At 35.9% G+C, this 19,712-nt stretch carries 15 protein-coding genes and 2 tRNA genes; 5 read left to right on the top strand and 12 right to left on the bottom strand.

Annotated features, from left to right (window positions below):
- The first annotated feature begins 2 nt into the window (after positions 1 to 2).
- The 3 genes from ACFIL3_RS05570 to ACFIL3_RS05560 all read left to right on the top strand — a co-directional run bounded on the left by ACFIL3_RS05570 (position 3) and on the right by ACFIL3_RS05560 (position 1,098).
- A complete protein-coding gene (locus tag ACFIL3_RS05570) occupies positions 3 to 230 on the top strand; it encodes a hypothetical protein (RefSeq protein WP_375611041.1) in 228 nt (75 codons plus the stop codon).
- A 116-nt stretch (positions 231 to 346) separates the two neighbouring features.
- Positions 347 to 577 carry a hypothetical protein gene (locus ACFIL3_RS05565; RefSeq protein WP_375674992.1) on the top strand — a complete coding sequence of 77 codons (231 nt, stop codon included), beginning with the start codon at positions 347 to 349 and terminating at the stop codon, positions 575 to 577.
- Between the two features lie 146 nt (positions 578 to 723).
- Positions 724 to 1,098 carry a helix-turn-helix domain-containing protein gene (locus tag ACFIL3_RS05560; RefSeq protein WP_375681911.1) on the top strand — a complete coding sequence of 125 codons (375 nt, stop codon included), beginning with the start codon at positions 724 to 726 and terminating at the stop codon, positions 1,096 to 1,098.
- 88 nt (positions 1,099 to 1,186) lie between these two features.
- On the opposite strand, the gene ACFIL3_RS05555 is transcribed toward ACFIL3_RS05560, so the two are convergent.
- From ACFIL3_RS05555 to ACFIL3_RS05545, 3 genes are all read right to left on the bottom strand, one after another.
- Positions 1,187 to 1,261, bottom strand: a tRNA-Val gene (locus ACFIL3_RS05555).
- Between the two features lie 97 nt (positions 1,262 to 1,358).
- Positions 1,359 to 1,721, bottom strand: a complete 363-nt coding sequence (gene cpdR / locus ACFIL3_RS05550) for a cell cycle two-component system response regulator CpdR (RefSeq protein ID WP_005773448.1) — start codon at positions 1,719 to 1,721, stop codon at positions 1,359 to 1,361.
- 843 nt (positions 1,722 to 2,564) lie between these two features.
- A complete protein-coding gene (locus ACFIL3_RS05545; RefSeq protein WP_375629406.1) occupies positions 2,565 to 3,482 on the bottom strand; it encodes an alpha/beta hydrolase in 918 nt (305 codons plus the stop codon).
- Positions 3,483 to 3,740: 258 nt separating this feature from the next.
- Here ACFIL3_RS05545 and ACFIL3_RS05540 point away from each other — a divergent pair, with 258 nt between their 5' ends.
- Complete coding sequence (locus tag ACFIL3_RS05540) at positions 3,741 to 4,208, top strand: Hsp20 family protein (RefSeq protein ID WP_375613075.1); 468 nt, start codon at positions 3,741 to 3,743, stop codon at positions 4,206 to 4,208.
- Positions 4,209 to 4,458: 250 nt separating this feature from the next.
- On the opposite strand, the gene ACFIL3_RS05535 is transcribed toward ACFIL3_RS05540, so the two are convergent.
- Positions 4,459 to 4,535 (bottom strand) — tRNA-Pro (locus tag ACFIL3_RS05535).
- A gap of 606 nt (positions 4,536 to 5,141) precedes the next feature.
- Here ACFIL3_RS05535 and ACFIL3_RS05530 point away from each other — a divergent pair.
- Positions 5,142 to 5,507 carry an iron-sulfur cluster assembly accessory protein gene (locus ACFIL3_RS05530; RefSeq protein ID WP_375681227.1) on the top strand — a complete coding sequence of 122 codons (366 nt, stop codon included), beginning with the start codon at positions 5,142 to 5,144 and terminating at the stop codon, positions 5,505 to 5,507.
- 70 nt (positions 5,508 to 5,577) lie between these two features.
- Here the strand turns inward: ACFIL3_RS05530 and mazG are convergent, their stop codons facing one another.
- The 8 genes from mazG to ACFIL3_RS05490 form a co-directional block, all read right to left on the bottom strand.
- A complete protein-coding gene (gene mazG, locus ACFIL3_RS05525) occupies positions 5,578 to 6,393 on the bottom strand; it encodes a nucleoside triphosphate pyrophosphohydrolase (protein WP_375681910.1) in 816 nt (271 codons plus the stop codon).
- Positions 6,394 to 6,426: 33 nt separating this feature from the next.
- The gene (locus ACFIL3_RS05520; RefSeq protein WP_273791402.1) at positions 6,427 to 7,356 is read right to left on the bottom strand and encodes a lipid A biosynthesis lauroyl acyltransferase; all 930 of its coding nucleotides are present in this window, start codon (positions 7,354 to 7,356) and stop codon (positions 6,427 to 6,429) included.
- Between the two features lie 6 nt (positions 7,357 to 7,362).
- Entirely contained in the window at positions 7,363 to 8,391 is a 1,029-nt protein-coding gene (locus tag ACFIL3_RS05515; protein ID WP_375633158.1) for a zinc-binding dehydrogenase, read from the bottom strand.
- A 57-nt stretch (positions 8,392 to 8,448) separates the two neighbouring features.
- Positions 8,449 to 9,723: a beta-ketoacyl-ACP synthase gene (locus ACFIL3_RS05510; protein ID WP_375613071.1), complete on the bottom strand. Its 1,275-nt coding sequence runs from the start codon at positions 9,721 to 9,723 to the stop codon at positions 8,449 to 8,451.
- 15 nt (positions 9,724 to 9,738) lie between these two features.
- Positions 9,739 to 10,914: a beta-ketoacyl-ACP synthase gene (locus ACFIL3_RS05505; protein WP_375681909.1), complete on the bottom strand. Its 1,176-nt coding sequence runs from the start codon at positions 10,912 to 10,914 to the stop codon at positions 9,739 to 9,741.
- A gap of 10 nt (positions 10,915 to 10,924) precedes the next feature.
- On the bottom strand, positions 10,925 to 11,209 hold the full coding sequence (locus ACFIL3_RS05500; protein ID WP_005773457.1) for an acyl carrier protein: 285 nt from the start codon (positions 11,207 to 11,209) through the stop codon (positions 10,925 to 10,927).
- A 189-nt stretch (positions 11,210 to 11,398) separates the two neighbouring features.
- Positions 11,399 to 13,717 (bottom strand): NADP-dependent malic enzyme, encoded by a 2,319-nt coding sequence (locus ACFIL3_RS05495; protein ID WP_375611563.1) that lies wholly within the window; start codon positions 13,715 to 13,717, stop codon positions 11,399 to 11,401.
- A 1,004-nt stretch (positions 13,718 to 14,721) separates the two neighbouring features.
- Complete coding sequence (locus tag ACFIL3_RS05490) at positions 14,722 to 19,281, bottom strand: hypothetical protein (RefSeq protein ID WP_375681908.1); 4,560 nt, start codon at positions 19,279 to 19,281, stop codon at positions 14,722 to 14,724.
- Between the last annotated feature and the right edge of the window lie 431 nt (positions 19,282 to 19,712).

Below are 19,712 nucleotides of genomic sequence, written 5' to 3'. Positions count from 1 at the left end.
TTATGATTTTTTGGCTAAAGAAATATTCTCTTATGTTTACAGCGGCTTTAGCCGTTTTTTTTATGGCTTTAGCCAAGGCGTTTCAGCTTGGCAAGCAAAGCGAACGGCAAAAGCAAACAGAGAATGCTTTAAAGACAGCAACAACCCGTCTTGAGGTAGAAAATGAAGTTAATCGAAAAAGTGATGCTGGTGTGCGCTCTGAACTTTCTCGTTGGGTGCGCGGCAAATAGGTCTGTTTCTTGTGGTGGCTGGTTGCCCATTTATTTGGATAATCAGGATGTTGAGGTCATCAGTTCCAACCTTGCAAGAGATATTTTGAAGCATAACAAGCAGGGAGCCCATTTATGTGGTTGGAAAGATGGTCAAGAAACGAAGCAGCAAAGATAAAGGTCTTACAGAAACAGAACAACAGCTCCTTCACGAGATGATAGAGACCTATCAAGGCTTAAAGATGATGTCACGCATCATGAAATTGATTGCCTTCATTCTCTTTATGTTTGTAATAGATTTTTCCCGTTGCGTGGACGCCATAGAGAATAGCTTCTCACATCTTAAAAGATGGTTAACAAAAAGTTAGCTATCTTAGAATAGCGACCCTTTGGACCTCTGGTTTTGCTAAAAAACCACCCCGAAAAGAACTCTTGATTCGTAATAATTGAAGAAAATCATAAAAAGATTTGTTAGAATCAGAAGAAATATTTCTTCTCTAATAGGACTTTTTATATGGTTACATCTTTTGGTAAAATTTTACGGAAACTTCGCATTGATCACTCCGAACGCCTCTTAGATATGGCTAAGAAATTAGACATATCTGTATCATTTTTATCTGCTGTAGAAATTGGCAAAAAATCTGTTCCTGTAGGACTGGAGGAAAAGATAATAGAGCTTTATGGTTTAGATAAAGAGAAGGCTTCTCTCTTAAAAAAAGAAGCCTATTCTTGTCGAAAAAGCATCATCATAAAGCCTTCTACTCCGTTGCAACGTGAAACTGTTGTTGCGTTTATGAGACTTTTAGATGGCTTACATCAAGAAGCGTTAGCAGACTTCAAAGAAACATTAGAAACATTGTGCGAAGCGTGCTTTATAGAGAAATGTTAAAAATCCTATTCCCTTAACTTTATTAAGGTATCCCTCACTTAAAAAAACATATGTAAAATCAATAAATTATTGTTGATATAAAATGCAATGGTGGGCGTGACAGGGATTGAACCTGTGACCCCTACGATGTCAACGTAGTGCTCTCCCGCTGAGCTACACGCCCATTCATTGATGTTGCATACACCATATAGAATGCCAAACGTCAATGCCTAATTTTATTTTCTCTTTCAACAGATGCAAATAACTTTAAAAAATACTTTTTAAGCAGCGATAAGGATCTTTTCAACCTCATTGACGAGTTCACGTAAGTGAAATGGCTTAGAGAGAACCTTTGCATCAGGAGGGGCATCACTATTTGAATTGAGTGCTACCGCTGCAAAACCCGTAATGAACATTACTCGTAAATCAGGGTCAATCTCAGTAGCACGTCGTGCGAGTTCGATTCCATCCATCTCTGGCATCACAATATCAGTCAGGAGAAGGGAAAATGGCTCTTCTTGTAAACGTTCATATGCGCTAATACCATTATCGAAATCGGCGACTTCGTAGCCTGCACGTTCTAGGGCTTTTACGAGAAAGCGACGCATATCGTTATCATCTTCTGCGAGCAGGATTCGTTTCATGATTATATTCCAATGGCTCCATTTGTCAGAGTTTTGCCGCATCAATTATACAATATAGAGTATTTATAAAAAAGATGGTAAAATGCTCATAATTGAAATGAATGGCAAAATGGTTAATTCTTACATTCTGATTCAAAATACAGCATATTCGTTGTGAGTTGGTTAAATTCGAAATATATGTGATTTTGAAAAAAGAAGGGGTTCTCTAAAACTACTAAGATGATTCATTACTATCTTTTCTTTTAAAGTTACTGATTATTATCAGAATTCCATTAAAAAACTTATGAAAACCGTTATTGTAGGGACTTCCTATATCGAGAAATTAAAAGAATATTATGTTAATTTATTGTTTTTAAAAAGTTCTCCTAAGAAATAGAAATTTTATAGTTATTTGTTTTTATAGAGATTTGTAATAAATATTATAAATGCGCTTTATTTCCAGTTTTTTTCCTTAAATAGATGAAAAATATTGTTTTCCTAGATATAATATTAAATTATCACTTAATAACAGATCAAAAATAGTATTTTGATGCTTTATTTATAAATATGTATCATGTTATATTAAGATAGATTTATTATTTTTATTTATATAAATAGTTTTTTATTAAGTTATTTTTTATGATATAAAATAATATTGTTTAATGTAATGATATACTTTGTATATTAGTTTTTTTATTAGAATGCGTGGTGAATATTTAGGTCATGGCTTGTCTGTAGAGGCTAGAAAACGAATCATATGAGTGGTTGGAAAGTAAAATCCATTATATTAAAAAGTGTTTGTAGATCCAATGCTCGTAGAAAATTTCTTTTTTGATAGGGCGGAGCGGAAATTAAGGTTTAGTGTTATTTTACAGATACATTATCGGGAATAAATGCATCAAATGCAGCCCAAAATTGCTTTTTATAATCTTCGTTAACCATAATTGTATCCAGTTCAGCGCCTGTAATAGTAATACTTTCTGTCAGACGTGTGTGTTGGCATAATTGCTGCACTTCAATGTTGTTTGCAATATTATTTTGATTGGCAAGAATAAAGAGTGTTGGGATTCGTAAATCTCCATGAAGTACATTTCTCTTCACAGAATCAATCGCATTAAATACTGATGCTATCCATTGGGATGTTGGGGGCTTAATGGAAGAGAGCGGCACTTTATGTATGTGTCCCAATTGTATATTTTTTTGTTTTGTTTTGTTTAATTTTTTACCATCTTTCGCTGGTATAAAGCCAAGACCTATATCAGAAAGAAATTGTGTTAATTTATGTTGAAAACCATTTGTTTTATTGCCGAATGGAGCAAAAAGGGGAGAAACACAGAGCAATCTATTAAACTGATGATTAATGAGATCTAATCCGCTAAGTGCTATCAATCCACCTATGCCGTAGGCAAGCATAGAGTAAGGTGGCGGACAATTAGGATAAACAATATTTTTAAGAAATTTATATAAGTCATTAATATCGTTATTTATATCAAAATAATGATGTCTGTTTTGTTTTCTTATCTTGAGGGATGTTTTTTCTTGATCAAACCAGTCAAATATTGCTGTATGAAAACCGCGTTTAGAAATTTCATTTATTAATAAAAAATATTTTTCTAAAGCATTTGCGTAGCTTTTGAGAATAACAATTGTTCCCTTAGATTTTTCCACCTCAGGATATGTTATAGCAAAACGAATTTCATGATCTATTGCTATTTTAAGAGTACCATGATGGACATTAAGAGGAGTGGCCCCCCAGTCTATGGGATAAAGAGGTGTTTCCAATTGAAATCCTTTACAGTGTATTTGCTGCTTAGTGCTTTGACATTTATGTAATGAAGAAAAAGGATTTAAAAAGGGGTATATTGCTTTTTAGATAGTTTTTATCAATTTAGGTCCCAAAGAGTTGAAATAAAGAAAAACGATTACTAGATAATATAGTGCGGTTGCCATGATGGGGCCGCAGGTTCACAAGTAAGTTTGCCATGTGGGAACTTTGTGAATTAGTTATAAATTATAGTCGCTCTAGAGGAGGGCAATATTATGCGTCAAGTAGATTTTTCACCATTTTATCGTTCCACAGTAGGTTTTGATCATCTTTTTAACTGGTTTGATTCTAGAACACAACCAGACGAAGTTTCTTCTTATCCCCCTTATAATATCGAGCGTTTAACTGAAGATTCTTATAGAATTTCTATGGCTGTTGCTGGTTTTTCTCAAGATGAAATTGATATTGAAACGCATTGTAACCAGCTGATCGTTAAGGGAGACAGAAAGTCTAAAAATGATGATGAAGAGCGAGAATTCCTTTATCGAGGTATTGCTTCGCGTGCTTTTGAACGGCGTTTTCATTTGGCTGATCATGTTAAGGTTATTGGGGCAGAACTTGGAGATGGGCTTCTTCATATTCAGCTTAAAAGGGAAATGCCAGCTGAATTAAAACCCAAAAAGATAACCGTACAGATGTCACCATCCATTACAAAAAATGATAACAGCGACGTTATCGTGTAAAGAAAATTTAGAAAATATGAGATCGGATAATTATAAATTTTTCTGAAAAATAAAAAACGCGAGGCAAAAGGTCTCGCGTTTCGTATGTGTTTTCCTAAGAACGAAGCGCATTTTAATAAAAAAGCTTATCTCGAATTTATGATAAAATATCATTGCACATTATTCTACGTTGAAGAAAAAGTTCATGTGTGTGCAATTGAAATGCATAATGATTCACTTTTTAAGTAAGCTTATTTATAGCATTTTAAAATGGTCGGAGCGGCGGGATTTGAACCCACGACCCCTTGACCCCCAGTCAAGTGCGCTACCAAGCTGCGCTACGCTCCGAGTTCGTGTAAAACGATTAAATGACTGTTTCTTTAAAGGCAAGAGAAAAAATAAACAGAATAAAATCTAAAATGCTCTTGCACTTAGAGCTTTTGAAAGTAAAAATTTTGGACATCAATATTTTGTTGTTAATTCAAGATAAATAACGAATTTGTAAAATTCTTTGTGATCATTAAATTTTTAGCTCTATAGTTAATAGATGTATGCATTTAATTACTTTTGAGATTGTGAGGAGGGGGGTAAGATTGGTGTAGAAGGTATGAATTGGAGCAAATGAGTGCTGAAGGTATATTTTTTTCTTACCTAATCGTTACTTTTCTAAAAAGATAAAGATTTTCAAAAGAAGAGGAGTGAATATATGGTTTTGAAAAGTTTTCGTTTTTTAGAGTTTTATAGACGAGGTATTTTCATTTTATATGGATAAAAAATTGTAAGTTCTGGATTGTATAATCACAAATCTCATTTTACGGGTATGTATTTTTATCCAAATAAACAAGATCAGAATGCTTTAATTTATGTTTTGTTGTTTTTTTTCTAAAATATCAGATAAAATATTATAGAGGAAAAACTTTCAAAGTGTCTATTGAACTAAGAAAAGAGTAAACTATGAGCCGTTTTTCGGTAATAAATTTGACGCAAGCAGCAGTGGATCGTGTTAAAGCGATTATGGATGCAAAAGATGCACAGGGTATTCTTGTTGGTATCAAAAAAGGTGGTTGTGCAGGGATGGAGTATACAATTACTCTTGTCAAAGAAAAGGGGATAGATGCGGATGTTGTTGAAGTGAATGGTGCCCGTGTTTTTGTAGCACATGATGCGGTATTATTTTTATTAGGGACGCAGATGGATTATGAAGTGACAACGCTGCGGTCTGGTTTTATCTTTAAAAATCCTAATCAAGTTTCAGCATGCGGGTGTGGCGAATCGGTGGAACTTCGTCCTGCTATGCAGGATCAATATAAAACAAATTGAGCTGAGCTAAATTATAATTTAGTAATTTTAGAGGGGCTTGTTCTTTTAGGTAGAAGAAATCTACTATTTTTTATTGTTCATTTTTAGCTTGCTTCCAAAGTGCTTCCATTTCATTCAAGGATGTGTCAGTGAGTGTTTTAGATTGAGTGGATAGCTTTTCTTCAATATAGGCGAAACGATTTCGAAATTTTATATTCGTTTTTTTTAATGCTTTTTGTGAATCAATCGCTAAGTGGCGCGCGAGGTTAAGGAGTATAAAGTAGAGATCTCCAAACTCTGCTTCTATCTCTGAGTTTTGTTTATTTTTGATGGCTTCTTTGAGCTCTTCGAGTTCTTCTTCTATTTTTTCAAAAACTTTATCACTTTTTTGCCAATCAAAACCTACTTTAGCTGCTGCTTCTTGTAAAGCAAGTGCCTCTTGGTTTGCTGGCTGGATTTGTTTTACTGTTGCGAGTATGCTTATGGAGGAATTGTTGTTTTTTTCTTCGCACATTCTTTTTTGTTCAACCTGTTCTCTTTTTTTTATATATTCCCACTCCTCTTTTATAAATCCTCGTTTTTTTTGCTCGGCATTTCCAAAAACATGAGGATGGCGTCGAATCATTTTTTCCGTGATTGCATAAACAACATCTTCAAAAGTAAAGCTGCCTTCTTCTTGTGCTATGGTAGCATGATAGGCAACTTGTAAAAGAAGATCCCCAAGTTCTTCACAGAGATCCTTTCGATTCTTTCGTTCAATGGCATCGATGACTTCGTAAACTTCTTCGAGCATATAGGGTATGAGGGATTCAAAAGTTTGTTTTTTATGCCAGATACAACCATTATCAGAGTTTCGTAATGCAGTGATAATTGCTGTGAGATCTTTGATATCTTTTGAGGCTAACATTTTGCACTTCCTTTGTAAGCAATAGAGCTTATGTTAGATGTCCCAACGCCTATGTAACCACATCCATTGTCCAGGATATTCACGGACCCAAGATTCAACAATATCATTTAATTTTTGCGTAGAAGCAGCTATATCGATATCATTTTTTTCATCACGTGGAAGTTCTACATGTTCATATAACTCTAAACGATGACGTCCACTAGGCAAACGAATACAACGTGCTGGATAAATATCACAGTCATATTGTCGAGCAAGTTTTATAATTAAGGGGTTTGTTTTAAGAGGTCTGTTAAAAAATGTTCCCATAATACCGCGGCGAAATTTTTGATCAACGAGCATACCAACATTTTCACCTTCTTCTAATTTGGCTGCTAATGCCCATGCTGCTCCGGCCTTGGAGGGAACAAGGTGTCCCATAGAAGTTTGTCGTGCTTTAAGGATTCGTTTGGCAACATAGGGATTATTGGGTGGTCTAAATAATACCGTAACATTAAGATCAAAACTTTGTGCACAAATAGGCAGAAGTTCAAAATTTCCAGTATGTGCGGTGAAAAAAATATGTGGTTTTTTTTCATTTTTTAATCGCTCAAATATTTCAATACCTTTAACCTCAATGAAACCTGGCTCGTCTGCATGAGGATCAAAATCAAAAATTTTATCAAGAAAAATATATTCGGCTAGGAAACGTCCTATATTTTCCCACATTTCTATTGCAATCGCACGGAGTTCTTGCTCTGTTTTTTCTGGATATGCACTCCTAAGGTTTGCAAGTGTGATTTGATGACGATGTACAAGGGGACCAATTTTTTTTGCTAACCAAGCAAAAAAAGAAATTCCCATTTTGGCTGGAAAACATTTTAGAATAAATAAAGAACCAAAGAGCAGATATGCCCATAACAAGTAGGATATTTTTTTAGCTATAATTTTAATACGATATATGAGATTTTTAAGAGAAAGCTTCATCATGATTTAATCGATTTTAAGGATAATTTTACCAAAAACATCACGACTCTCCATTCGTTTTAAAGCTGTATCAATTTCATCCAGCCCAACAATTGTATCAATGACAGGGTGTACGGCTTTTTGTGCCATTTTTTGCATGGCATTTTTCATATTTTCCATACGGCAGCCAAATGAACCGAATATCTTAAGCTGTTGCTGGAATAATTGCATGAGATTTATTGGTGCTGAAACACCAGAGGTAGAACCGCAAGTCACTAAACGTGCTCCTTTTTTCATACATAACAGAGAACCGTTCCATGTATCTACACCAACATGCTCAAAAACAACATCAACACCTTTTTTTTGGGTTAATTTACGCACTACACCTTCAAAACGATCTTTACGATAATTAATCACATGATCTGCCCCAAGAGAGTGCGCTTTTGCAATTTTTTCATCTGAACCTACAGTTGTGATAACTGTACAGCCCATGTGTTTTGCAAGTTGAATGGCTGCAGAACCAATACCTGAGCCACCAGCCTGTACCAGGATTGTTTCTCCTGCTTGTAGTTTTGCGTTATCGAAAAGCATATGTTCTACGGTACCAAAAGTAATTGGAGCAACTGCTGCTTGCAATTCATCACATTGGGGAGGTGATGGAACTAATAAACGTGCTGGCAAATTGACAAGCTCACACGCAAATCCATCAAGGTGAAAACCATAGACTCCCTTTACATTACTGCAAAGATTATCCCGTCCTTCATGACAAGCTTGGCATACTCCGCAGGTTTGTGCACCATAAATTGAGACAATCTGTCCAAGTTGGAGATGTTCAACGCCATCTCCTATTTGTATAACCTCACCAGAGGCTTCTGCACCAATGATGAGTGGCATTTTTCTTTTCGCAAAAGCCATGCCACGCCATCCCCATACATCAATATGATTAAGAGCAACGGCTTTTATCCGCACAGTTACTTCACCTATACTAGGTGAAGATGGCGGGGAAATATTGGTGATTTCAAGCCGACGATCATCGAAGAGTTTCAGTGCACGCATTATCATCCCCCTTAAATATATTATTGGTTAGCGTTATAAAATTTTATTATTAAAGGATTATCCTTTATATGCAGTGATAACAAGACTCATATTTTGACCACCAAATCCAAATGAGTTTGACAAAACCGCATTGACACAGGACTTACGGCTATGATGAGGAACAACATCTAAAGGGATAGTAGGGTCAGGATTATCATAATTTATTGTCGGTGGAAGTATTCCCGATTGAATGGTTAAAAGCGAAAAAACCGCTTCTATTGCACCAGCAGCAGTTAATGTATGCCCAATCATTGATTTATTAGAAGAGACAGGAATATGCTCTAAAAGATCACCGAATACTGTTGATAATGCAAGATATTCCATTTTCTCATTTTCAGGTGTTGAAGTTCCGTGGGCATTAATATAGTCAATTTCATTGATGGTTATTTTTGCATCGTCTAAAGCTTTGCGAACGGATTCAATTGCTGGTGATGCATCGGGTTTTGAACGTGTACGGTGAAAGTCATCGGCGGTTTCTCCACAGCCAGCTAAAATTCCTAAAACTGTAGCATTACGGTTTAATGCGCTTTGAAGAGATTCAAGAACAAGAGCGCCTGAGCCTTCTGCCATAACAAAACCATCTCGATCACGGCTAAAGGGTTTTGCTGCTTTTTCTGGAGGCTCATTCTGAGTTGAAAGAGCAGATAGTAGCGAAAAACGAATAAGAGATTCTGCTGAAACTGATCCATCTGTCGCAATTATGAGAGCTCTATTTGTCTCTCTCCGTCTAATAGACTCAACACCTAATTGAATTGCTGTTGCACCAGATGCACAGGCAGTGGAAAGTGTAACAGGAAGTCCTTTTGTGCCAAATGTTTTTTGAAGTTTTTCTGCAATTGCACCAAATTGTGTGGATTCAAAAAGCGTCTCATGGAGTTTATCCTTACAGACTTTAAGAAGATGTGCATAAGAAGGCTCATTATTGAATTCTTCCTCTTGATCAAGACTAAAACGTGCTTTCCATTCAAGTTCAACAGGAGGAGCAGCTAGAAAGAGTGGTCCATTAAAATTTTTTTTATCAATAGCAGCTTGTTCTAAAGCTTCTTCAGCAGAAAGATGTGCAAGCTTCTCAGAGAGAGCTGAAGCACCAAGTGTACTTTCTTTAAGAAAATCAATTGTTCCAGCAATATATGTATTTAATCCCTCAACGGGAAAACGTGTTATTTTGTGGATACCACTTACACCACTTGTTAATTTTTGCCAATTTTCATGTTTCCCTTGTCCCAGTGATGTGACAATGCCTGCACCAGTTATTGCTACAAGTGGACGCCCAAAATGATCATGATATTTCACTATAGAAATTCCCCTTCAAACAGCAGTAAGACGCACAATACCTTCAGCTCTTTTTATACCAATCGTTGTAACAAATATTTCACGTACTTCTTTAGAAAAAGGTTTTTCATGAGGACTTAACACTGGAAAACCGCGTTTTTTTTCAATTGAAAGTGCTGCAAGAGCTAGAGCTAGAGGAAATTGTGCTTCCCGCATATAACCAAATAATGTTGTAATGCCACGGTAAAATAGATCAGCATTATCAAGAGCATTTTGTTCTGCTTTTGTTGCTTCGTGAGCTCCTGAGGCTGCTGAAATGGCTAAGGCAGATTTAGCGCCCGCAGTTTTTAACATTGTTGCAATTGAATCTCTAAGTGAAGTTTTGGTTCTATCTATTTGGTCTGTAACAATTTGACTAATTTCAGCATAAGCACGTGCGTTACGTTTTTTCGCATGTTCTCCACTTTCAAGAACGAAGAAAATACCACCAGAACCGGTTATAATACCGCCGCCAGGGTAAACTTTACGACCCCACACTGGGCTCCATCCATTATGGGTTAAAAGACCACCAAGCTCATGCGCCAACAACATATCATAACTTTGTGCATTATAGGAACTTCCTACAAGAGCATGGGTACTTTGACCTGATTTAATACGAGCTACAGCAATTTGAAGTGCAGAAAGACCACTGCCTTCTTCTCCCATAAATGTACGAGATGATCCAGTGACTTTATGAACAATTGAAATGTTTCCTGCCAAAAGGTTTGAAAGTTGTGCCAAAAATAATGTTGGACGAAGTTCAGTTGAAAGAGCAACATTTAACATAGAAGCATGATCGGCAACTGCGCGCGCTTTAGAAAGAATCTGTGTATCAACAGTAATATCACGTTCTCCCCCACTTGCCGCTACGATCATATCCATTGTTGAAGTGAGTTGTTCATTATTTTTCATGCCAGCATCATCAAGAGCAAGACCAGCCGCATAGGTACCAAGACGCTGCCATGTTCCCATTTGCCGTTGATCACTTTTTTTAGGAATTTGTAAACTCCAATCAATTTCGGGCAATTTATGAACCGTGTAAGGTGAAAAAGTTGTATAATCTAGGTTTGGTGTACGGATTGGATCATTTAAGAGATTCCAATGTTGATCAGTTCCTTCCCCCAGAGAGCTTATGAGACCTATACCAGTGATGAATACAGATTGATCATGCATGGCGAAAAAACTACTCCGCCTGTTTTAAGGCAACGAGATCATCAATTTTTGCACAAAGGTTTTTAAGAACAAAGTATTCTTCTGTTGCAACGGTACCTTCGTTGACTTCTTGTGTCCATTGTTCTAGAGGGACTTTTATTCCAAAAGCTTTATCAATAGCGAAAACAATATCAAGAAAATCAAGACTGTCGATTCCTAAATCGTCAATTGTATGACTCTCAGGTGTAATTGTATTGCGATCAATTTCACTGATTTCTGCAATGATATCAGCAACTTTATCAAACGTGGAAGGCAATGTACGGATTCCTTATTATAGAGTTAGTAAATTCAAAATACATTTAATATTGTTCTTCTAGCCTTTTTTCTCTTTAAAAAAAAGACTTAATCCAGAATATAGCTGTCTTTATCTATAGAGAAAAGAGGTTTACAGTACATGAAATACTATATCTCAATATTTAAAAAACTTTGAAATTTTATTACGCATTTATTTTACAAGACTATTTTTTCTATTGGCAGCAAGGACAGCAAGGGCTGTTATATTAACAACTCCCCGGGAAGTTACTGAAGGTGTTAAGATATGGGCGGGACGTGCTGCCCCGATTAGAATAGGACCAACATGGAGTGCATTTGTGAGGCTTTTAACAGTGTTGAGCGTGATATTGGCTGAATCAAGTGTTGGAAAGACAAGCAAATTAGCTTCACTTTTAAGACGAGAATTAGGAAAAACACGATCACGAAAAACTTTGGAAAGGGCAGCATCAGCATGCATTTCACCATCTGCTTCTAAATCAGGGTGTAATTTGGCAAGAATTTCTGTTGCACGTCGCATTTTACGCGCACTTTCTGTGTTTTTAGAACCAAAGTTTGAGTGTGATAATAAGGCTGCTTTTGGTGTTATTCCAAATGCTTCAACTTCTTGAGCTGCCAACACAGTCATTTCAGCGATTTCTTCTGCAGAAGGATTTTCATTGACGTAAGTATCTGTAAGGAAAAGAGTACGTTGTTGAGAGATAAGCAAACTCATAGCAGAAAAACGGTGAACATGAGGATCAAGACCGATAATTTGTTCAATCAATTCAAGTTGACGTTCAAAGCGTCCTTCTAAGCCGCAAATCATTGCATCTGCTTCTTCACGCATAACGGCAAGGGCAGCAATAGCCGTTGTTGATGTTCTCACTACTGTTTTTGCCATTTCAGGCGTAACACCACGCCTTCCTGTATAATGAAAAAATAAATTAACATAATCACGAAAACGTGGATCATCTTCAGGGTTTGTTAATTCAAAATCTATACCGGGACGAATTCTTAAACCAAAGCGTTTTAATCTTGCTTCTACGACATGTGGACGGCCGATAAGGAGGGGCGTTGCTGTTTGTTCTTCAATGACAACTTGTGCCGCACGAAGGACGCGTTCATCTTCACCATTGGCATAGATGACGCGTTTACGTTTTGCTGTTTTTGCTGCAGCAAAAACAGGTTTCATTGTTAAACCAGAAAGAAAGACAAATCGATTGAGGATATCATAGTAGGCCTCCATATCTTCAATGGGACGAATGGCAACACCAGTTGTCATTGCTGCTTTAGCAACAGCGGGGGCAATACGCAGTATTAAACGCGGATCAAAAGGAGAGGGGATTAGATAGTCTGGTCCAAAATTGGGTGGTTCTTTTGAGTATGCACGTGCTACAACATCTGAAGTTTCTTCACGTGCAAGGGCAGCAATCGCATGAACAGCGGCCATTTTCATTTCTTCATTAATTGCACTAGCACCTACGTCTAATGCACCACGGAAGATATAGGGAAAACAAAGGACATTATTAACTTGATTGGGATAATCAGAGCGTCCTGTGCAGATCATTGCATCTGGTCGTATAGAGCGTGCTTCTTCAGGCATAATTTCTGGTACTGGATTAGCCAGTGCTAAAATGAGTGGATTTTGAGCCATTCTTTTAAGATATTCAGGCTTTAAAACACCACCTGCAGATAGGCCTAGAAAAATATCCGCATCATCAATAATATCAGATAAAGTTCGTGCGTCCGTTTTTTGTGCGTAATTGATTTTCCAACGATCCATAAGGGTCTTGCGACCTTCATAAACAACTCCCTCTAAGTCACTAAGCCAAATATTTTCAACTTTTGCCCCAAGACGAACCAAAAGATTAAGGCAAGCGAGGGCAGCAGCACCTGCACCTGAGGTAACTATTTTTGCATTTTCAATTTTTTTTCCTGAAAGATTTAAGGCATTTAATACAGCCGCAGAAACAATAATGGCAGTTCCATGTTGGTCATCATGAAAAACTGGAATTTTCATTTTAGCACGAAGCTTTTCTTCGATGTCAAAACATTCAGGAGCCTTAATGTCTTCAAGATTAATACCACCAAATGTAGGTTCTAAAGTCGATACCGTTTGTACCATTTGTTCTATATCGGATGCATCAATTTCAATATCAAAGACATCAATATTCGCAAATTTTTTGAATAAAACGGCTTTACCTTCCATAACTGGCTTTGAAGCAAGAGGGCCAATATTTCCTAAACCAAGAACAGCAGTTCCATTGGATATAACAGCGACTAAATTAGAACGGGAGGTATATTGAGCAGCAAGATTAGGATCTTCATGAATTGCAAGACATGGTGCAGCAACACCTGGAGAATAAGCAAGAGCTAAATCACGTTGGTTATCAAGAGGTTTTGTTGCTTGTATTTCCAATTTTCCAGGTTTAGGGTACTGGTGATAAAAAAGTGCGGCACTGTCAAGTTCAGCTTTTGGTGAACTGAAATCACTATTTCGTTCTCTAGACATTTTTATGATATCCAAGTTAGCGTATGTGTATATGAGATGTTCCATCTACGATAAGGTTTTGTCCACTAATAGATCCTCATTTCTCTGAATATCAAAATGCATGAGTATGAGAAAACTCTTCTGGATCGTAAAACCAGTTTGATGATTCTTTTTGTTTGTGTGCATGAATAATTTCATTGATAGAAGCACGATTAGTTTTTTCTTTCCTTAATAAAACGCGTAAAAATTGATTAGTCTACAAACGAATAAAATATTACTAATAATTACATTACCAAGCCATTATTTTTTTTGCAATGCTTACAACTTAAGGAAAGAAAAGAAGAGTGTTTTCTATTAACTTCATCTTCTTTATTTAAATTTCTATAGGGAGGTAGAAGAAATTTTAAATAACAATTTGCAATTTATAAATTATTTTTGCAGCTATTTAAAAGGAAATTGGAACTTTAAAAATGGGAGTTGTTTTGTTTATTATTCAATTGAACTCTTAATAATGCAAACTTTATAATTTATAATGAATCATCTCGTATGTTGAATGAGAAATTTGAATACAATAAGATTCTTTTAGCTCAAACTCATCTAATATAATAAAAAATATTTACTTACATAATTCAAACGAGAGTAATATGTGGATAAAAAACATTAAAAAAAAATAAATAGAAGTGTTTCTATGAGCTATTTTAATACAAAAGCATGAATTTTTTTCACAATTAATAAAAATAATTATTACTGATTTTGTACCTTTATGAAACTATGAAAAATAAAGGAGTTAAGAAAAAGATAAGGAAATAGAAAACATGCTTTATCATTCTTAGAATGATACGTTGTTTGATAAGCCATTACGCTTCTTTAGGGTTATTGCTTAGGATATCAAAGGAAACCGCATGCCCAATTATCCCAACCTTTGAAGTACAAAGCTACAGTTGAAAAAAAGCATTCTATGATGAGCCATTAAAACAACTGGAGACAGAAAGTGGAAAAAATATCTTTTTCCACTTTCTTATTTGTTATTGGATTCGACCACTTGCATGAGCAAGCATAGTATAAACTTTTCCGGTATCTGATATCAAGTACTTGCGAACTGAGTTGGAAGAGCCAGAACTGCGCGATATATCACGTAAGAGCTTTTCGAAATCTGTAACATATTGATTCACTGAACGTTTAAACCCAAAATCGCTCATATATTTTTTCTTAATCATTTCAAATATTTTTTGTCCATTTAAGGTATAAAGGCGTTCTGTTACGATGTTTTTTTGTCCACGTTGATAATGATCCCATAGCTCAACAATGGCATTGTGATTAATAGCTTGCACTATACCAGAAGCTAATGAATTAAGAGAGCAGTTTGCAGGAGATGGTTTTGTTTGCACTGATGTTAAAACATCATCACTAGGGGGAGCATCATAAAATGTTTCTTCACGTGAAGCTCTTTCTAAGAGATTTGATACCCATTTATTTGGTCTTTTTTTGCTTTGATCTTGTTGCAAAATAGGCTTAGGTGGCACAATCTTTTTAACAGACTCAGTGGAACTGTCACTTTTTTGATTAAACATTGATGATGTAGGAAATGCTGACATTAGCTGTTTTTGTGCGCTCTTTTGATCATTTTGTATAACACTGACTAAATCTTGTAACGCTGTAATCTGTTCATTCAAAGCTGTGCGAATTGTTTGCGTTGTTTCTTTTGTTTTTTCTGGAAGTTTTTTTACATTTTCATTGATATCATTATTAATCTTTGAAAGCTCTAAACGAACTTCATCAGCGGAGCGACGTATATCTTCTGCTGCTTCTGAAAAACGCGTTGATGCTTCACTAACAAGCTTATTAAGTGATTGTTGGAATGAATTTGTGGAGTTACGCGCATTCTTATCAGAGCGTTCAAGTGCTAAGTTGAAGATTTTTTCATAACGCCCAATCATTTGATTAATTTCATGAGACTTTGAAACAAGAGCATCGCTTAATACAGAAAGCGTATTATGTTTTTCTTCAAGTGTTGCACTAAGTGAATTTTCAGACTGTTCAAGAACATGAATAGTTTGGGAAAGTGTCTTTGCATGTTCACCAAAACTGCTCGTTATATGATTAATTTGTTCAAAGGTACTCTTTGAAAGTCCTTGCAGAATTTCAACATTAGTATTGAGCGCTTGATTTGAAGCTGACAAACGCTCTGCTACTTGGTCCGTGTTGCGGAAAAAATTATTCGTACTCTCATTAAACTGCCCATCAATATTTTGAACAGCCGATAATAAAACATTACTATTTTCGTGAAAATTGTAAATTGATTGATTCAACTGTGTTAAGATGGATGAAACATTATTAACAAGCTCTTCCTTCATAATCGTTATTGTTTGAAGTGTTTCAGAGTTAGCTTTGGTTAAGCTATTCACTAAAGATTCATTATGTGCATAAATTCTTTGTTCAGCATCTTGTGTGGAAAGAGAGAGTTGTTCACCGATATGCTGTGTTAAAGAATCAATTGATTCTGTCGTATTTTGCGCTGCTTGATTTAAGTGATTTGTAAGCTCTGTTATTTTTCCAACATGTTGTGAAATTTGTGTTGTTGTTTGATTTCCAGCATCTTCCAGACGGCTCGTTACATCAGAGAGCTGATATCCTAAATTATTTTTAAGATTTTGCATAGAGTGATGAAGAACATCACAGCGTTCATTAAGAACTTGTTCTATTGCTGTTGTTGATGTGTGAATAGTTTCATTCAATAATGCTTGTGCATTATGGCTGGCTGTTGCGAAAGCTTCGACAGTATGCGCTGTTTGTTCAGACAGAACTGACAGAACTTTTTCACTGGTATCATAAACAGTTTTTTTGACATTTGATACAATGCGATTGCCTGATTCTGAGAGAATATTTTCTGCTTGTGCAGTAACATTTGTAACAGATGAAAGAATTTGTTCACTCGTAGAAGAAAGAATATCAGAAGCTTTTATAATCTTATTATGCAGGTTATCTGTCACTGTATTAACAGAGTCTTCTAAGGTTACACGCATATTGTCAACACTGCTTTCCAGCGCTTGTTGAATTATCTGACTTTGCTCATTACTAATCATGAGAGACGTTTTTAATGTGTCAGAACGTTCCTCAATAACAGATGTTTGCATATCAATGGCTTCACAGATTTGGCTAAATTTTTCAGATAATGTTTCCTCTAGCGTTGTTGTCCGTTCAAAAATTTTGTGTGCACGATCTTCTAGATCTGTATCGAATGATTCCATACGTGTTTCAAGGGTTTCAAAGAAAACACCACTCGATTGAGAGAGAGTATTCTTTAAAATTTCGGCATGGCTTTCAAGGTTTTTGATATGATCTTGAACCGTTTCAGTAATGTTTTTATTATTGGCGACAATTGCACTCTCAACTAAATCTATTTGTTGTTTCAATGCAACATCGACACGTATATCACTTTTTGCAATGAGATTATGGATTGTTTCCATGCGTTGTTCAAGTGTGCGTGCTTGATCGGCAAGAACTTCATTGAGAGAAAAACTATTAATCGCTAAAGAATCGCGCAGAGCATCGGCACGGATATCAATATTTCTCGCTTGTGCTTCTAAAGCATCTTGGGTTGTATTACAACTTTGTACAATGACATCTTGTAACTTTTCAGTGCATTGAATGATGTTTGTAATATGATTTTCAGCTTGTTTATCAACGACTTGAACATTATCAGCCAAAACTTTTTCAATATGAGAAGTATTTTGGGACAAAACATCAATTTGATTTCTTAATGTATCCGCAATTTTATTTTTCTCGTTATCGAGCATGTCTGCCATAAGAGCTCGTTGATCAGAAAGTTGTACTTTAAAATCTTGTGAACGTTCTTGTATGATATCAACAATGGCATTGTCGACATATTGAATTTCTTCTCTCAGACTTTCTTTACTTTTATCAATTGCAGAAAGAATAGCTTCACGTCCATTTGTAAATGCATGGGTAATGTCTGCTGTTTTTTCTTGGAGGTTCTCATTTATTTTCAAGACATGAGCTTCCAAGAAGTTACCAAGTTTTTCAGCATTATCCTCTAAAGCCTGACTGCGTTCTATAAAGGAATCAATGATGGAATCACTATGTTCTTTAAGAGAAAGATCAACAGTTGCTAAACGTTGTTCAAAGGCTCCAATTGCTTGCGAGGTTACGTTATCAAATTTAGAAGAGAGTTTATGTGCTTGGTCGTCGAGCTTTAAGATCTTCTCATCAAAATTCTGTAGAGATTGATTATTACGATCAATAAGAGCTTTATCCAAGGCTTTAAACTTTTCATCAACAGCGTGCAAAGTTTGATCTGTTACTGCTTGTATATGTGTTGCAATTTTAGCAACATGTACTTCTGCTTTTTCAGCTGTTTCATTAAAAGTTTTTTCTATTTGTTTTTCATTATGATCAAATCGTTTTGCAAAGCCATCGAAGTTTTTTCCTAATTCATGAAAAAATTCCGTGTTTTTCTGCTGAATTTGTGTTGTTGTTTTGTTAAATTTTTCAACAAGTTGATTTGTTACGCCATCACCGGCATAGGAAAGTTTTTCAACAAGGTCTTCGCCTTGTTTTTGTAAAGTTTGAGAAAGGGTTTGTGCAAGCTTTTCAACATTGGTCACAATGTTAGAGGTAACCAAACCAAATTCATCACTCAGTTGTTCTTGGGTTCCTTTAATTGTTGATTGTACGCGATCTGCATGATTCAAAATGGCTATGCGTTCGTTACTCAATTCTTTGATTAATGTGTGAATGCGTGATTCATTCTCAGCATAGGCTTGTTCTAGATTGTGAACTTCACCTTGTATGATTGCTTCAAGTTCAACAGCACGTCCGAGGGTACGTTCAATACCTTCGTTCATTGCCGCTACTTCTTCACGAATGGTTTGCCCTATAGCAATAGCTTGTTTTTCAGATAGATGTTGTGGTTCACTAAGGCGCTGTGCAGCATTGGTCATAAGAAGCGCAATATTATGCAAGTCGTTTGAACGTTTTGTTAATTGAGCAACGCCCCAAGATATAAGGATAGGAATTGCTGTTCCGGCTGCTAAAGCAAGTCCTGTTGGGGAGGTAACAAAAGTGCTGATATTGGATAAGGAGCTGAGTCCGGTAGGTGCGAGCTTGTGCGCAATAAAAGCTCCTCCCGTTGCCCATAAAGCACTAAGCGCTGTTGTATACCAGTAGACTCGAGAGGAAGAACGCTGCTTGAATGGTCCAAAATTTACAGGGGTTGTTATATCATCATTTGCGGGAAGAAGTTTTGTAGGCAATAATGTATTATGAACAGTTCCACCTGAAATATCAGGTGAAGGTTTTGGAGCAAAAAGCTGTTCAACAACGGATTTATCAATAACAGCTTCATCATGAATATTAGAAACAAAAGTTGACGTACCGTTTTCAGCAAAAAATTCTTCTTCTGCCATTGCAATTTTTTGAATCAGATCATCGACATTAACAACATTTTCAGAATTATTGGATGATATCGTTTCAAATCCTGTGTCATCGAAATCAAAGTTCATAGCTTTTGTGAGGGCTTCTTCAACTTCAACTTCAAATGTTTGCAATTTTGTTCTGCGTGCCATACTCGCCTCGTACTCTTACAGCCGGAAAAGGGATACGTTCTCTTCCACATAATTTCTACATACTAGCTGTTAATTATTTAGAAAGGAATATGCTTAGGGAAAAATTTTAAAAACTTATCAAGATAAAGTTAACGCGGTTTCTTGTACCCTGTTTAAAAATGTTATAAAATATAGTAAAAACAATTTATTATTTAAATCTAACTAAAACAAAAATACTGTTTACAACTTGTGTTTATAGAAAGCTTTATAAGCCGGTAGTCTTTGAAATAAGGACAATTTAATAGCGGTTATATATACAGTAAGGTGCGAATGCCTTTCTTTAATATCGATAATCGTTAATAAATGTTGTTGTCCGCTTACTTTTATTGATTCTAAACGAAGCAGATTCATCATCACATATAGTCCGTAATAGCTTAGGATGTATAAAAGTA

It is taken from the genome of Bartonella sp. CE47NXGY (genome assembly GCF_042195415.1).
Taxonomy (GTDB): Bacteria; Pseudomonadota; Alphaproteobacteria; order Rhizobiales; family Rhizobiaceae; genus Bartonella.
The sequence above is the reverse complement of the archived record's forward strand: the minus strand, read 5'-3'. Positions and strand labels throughout refer to the sequence as shown.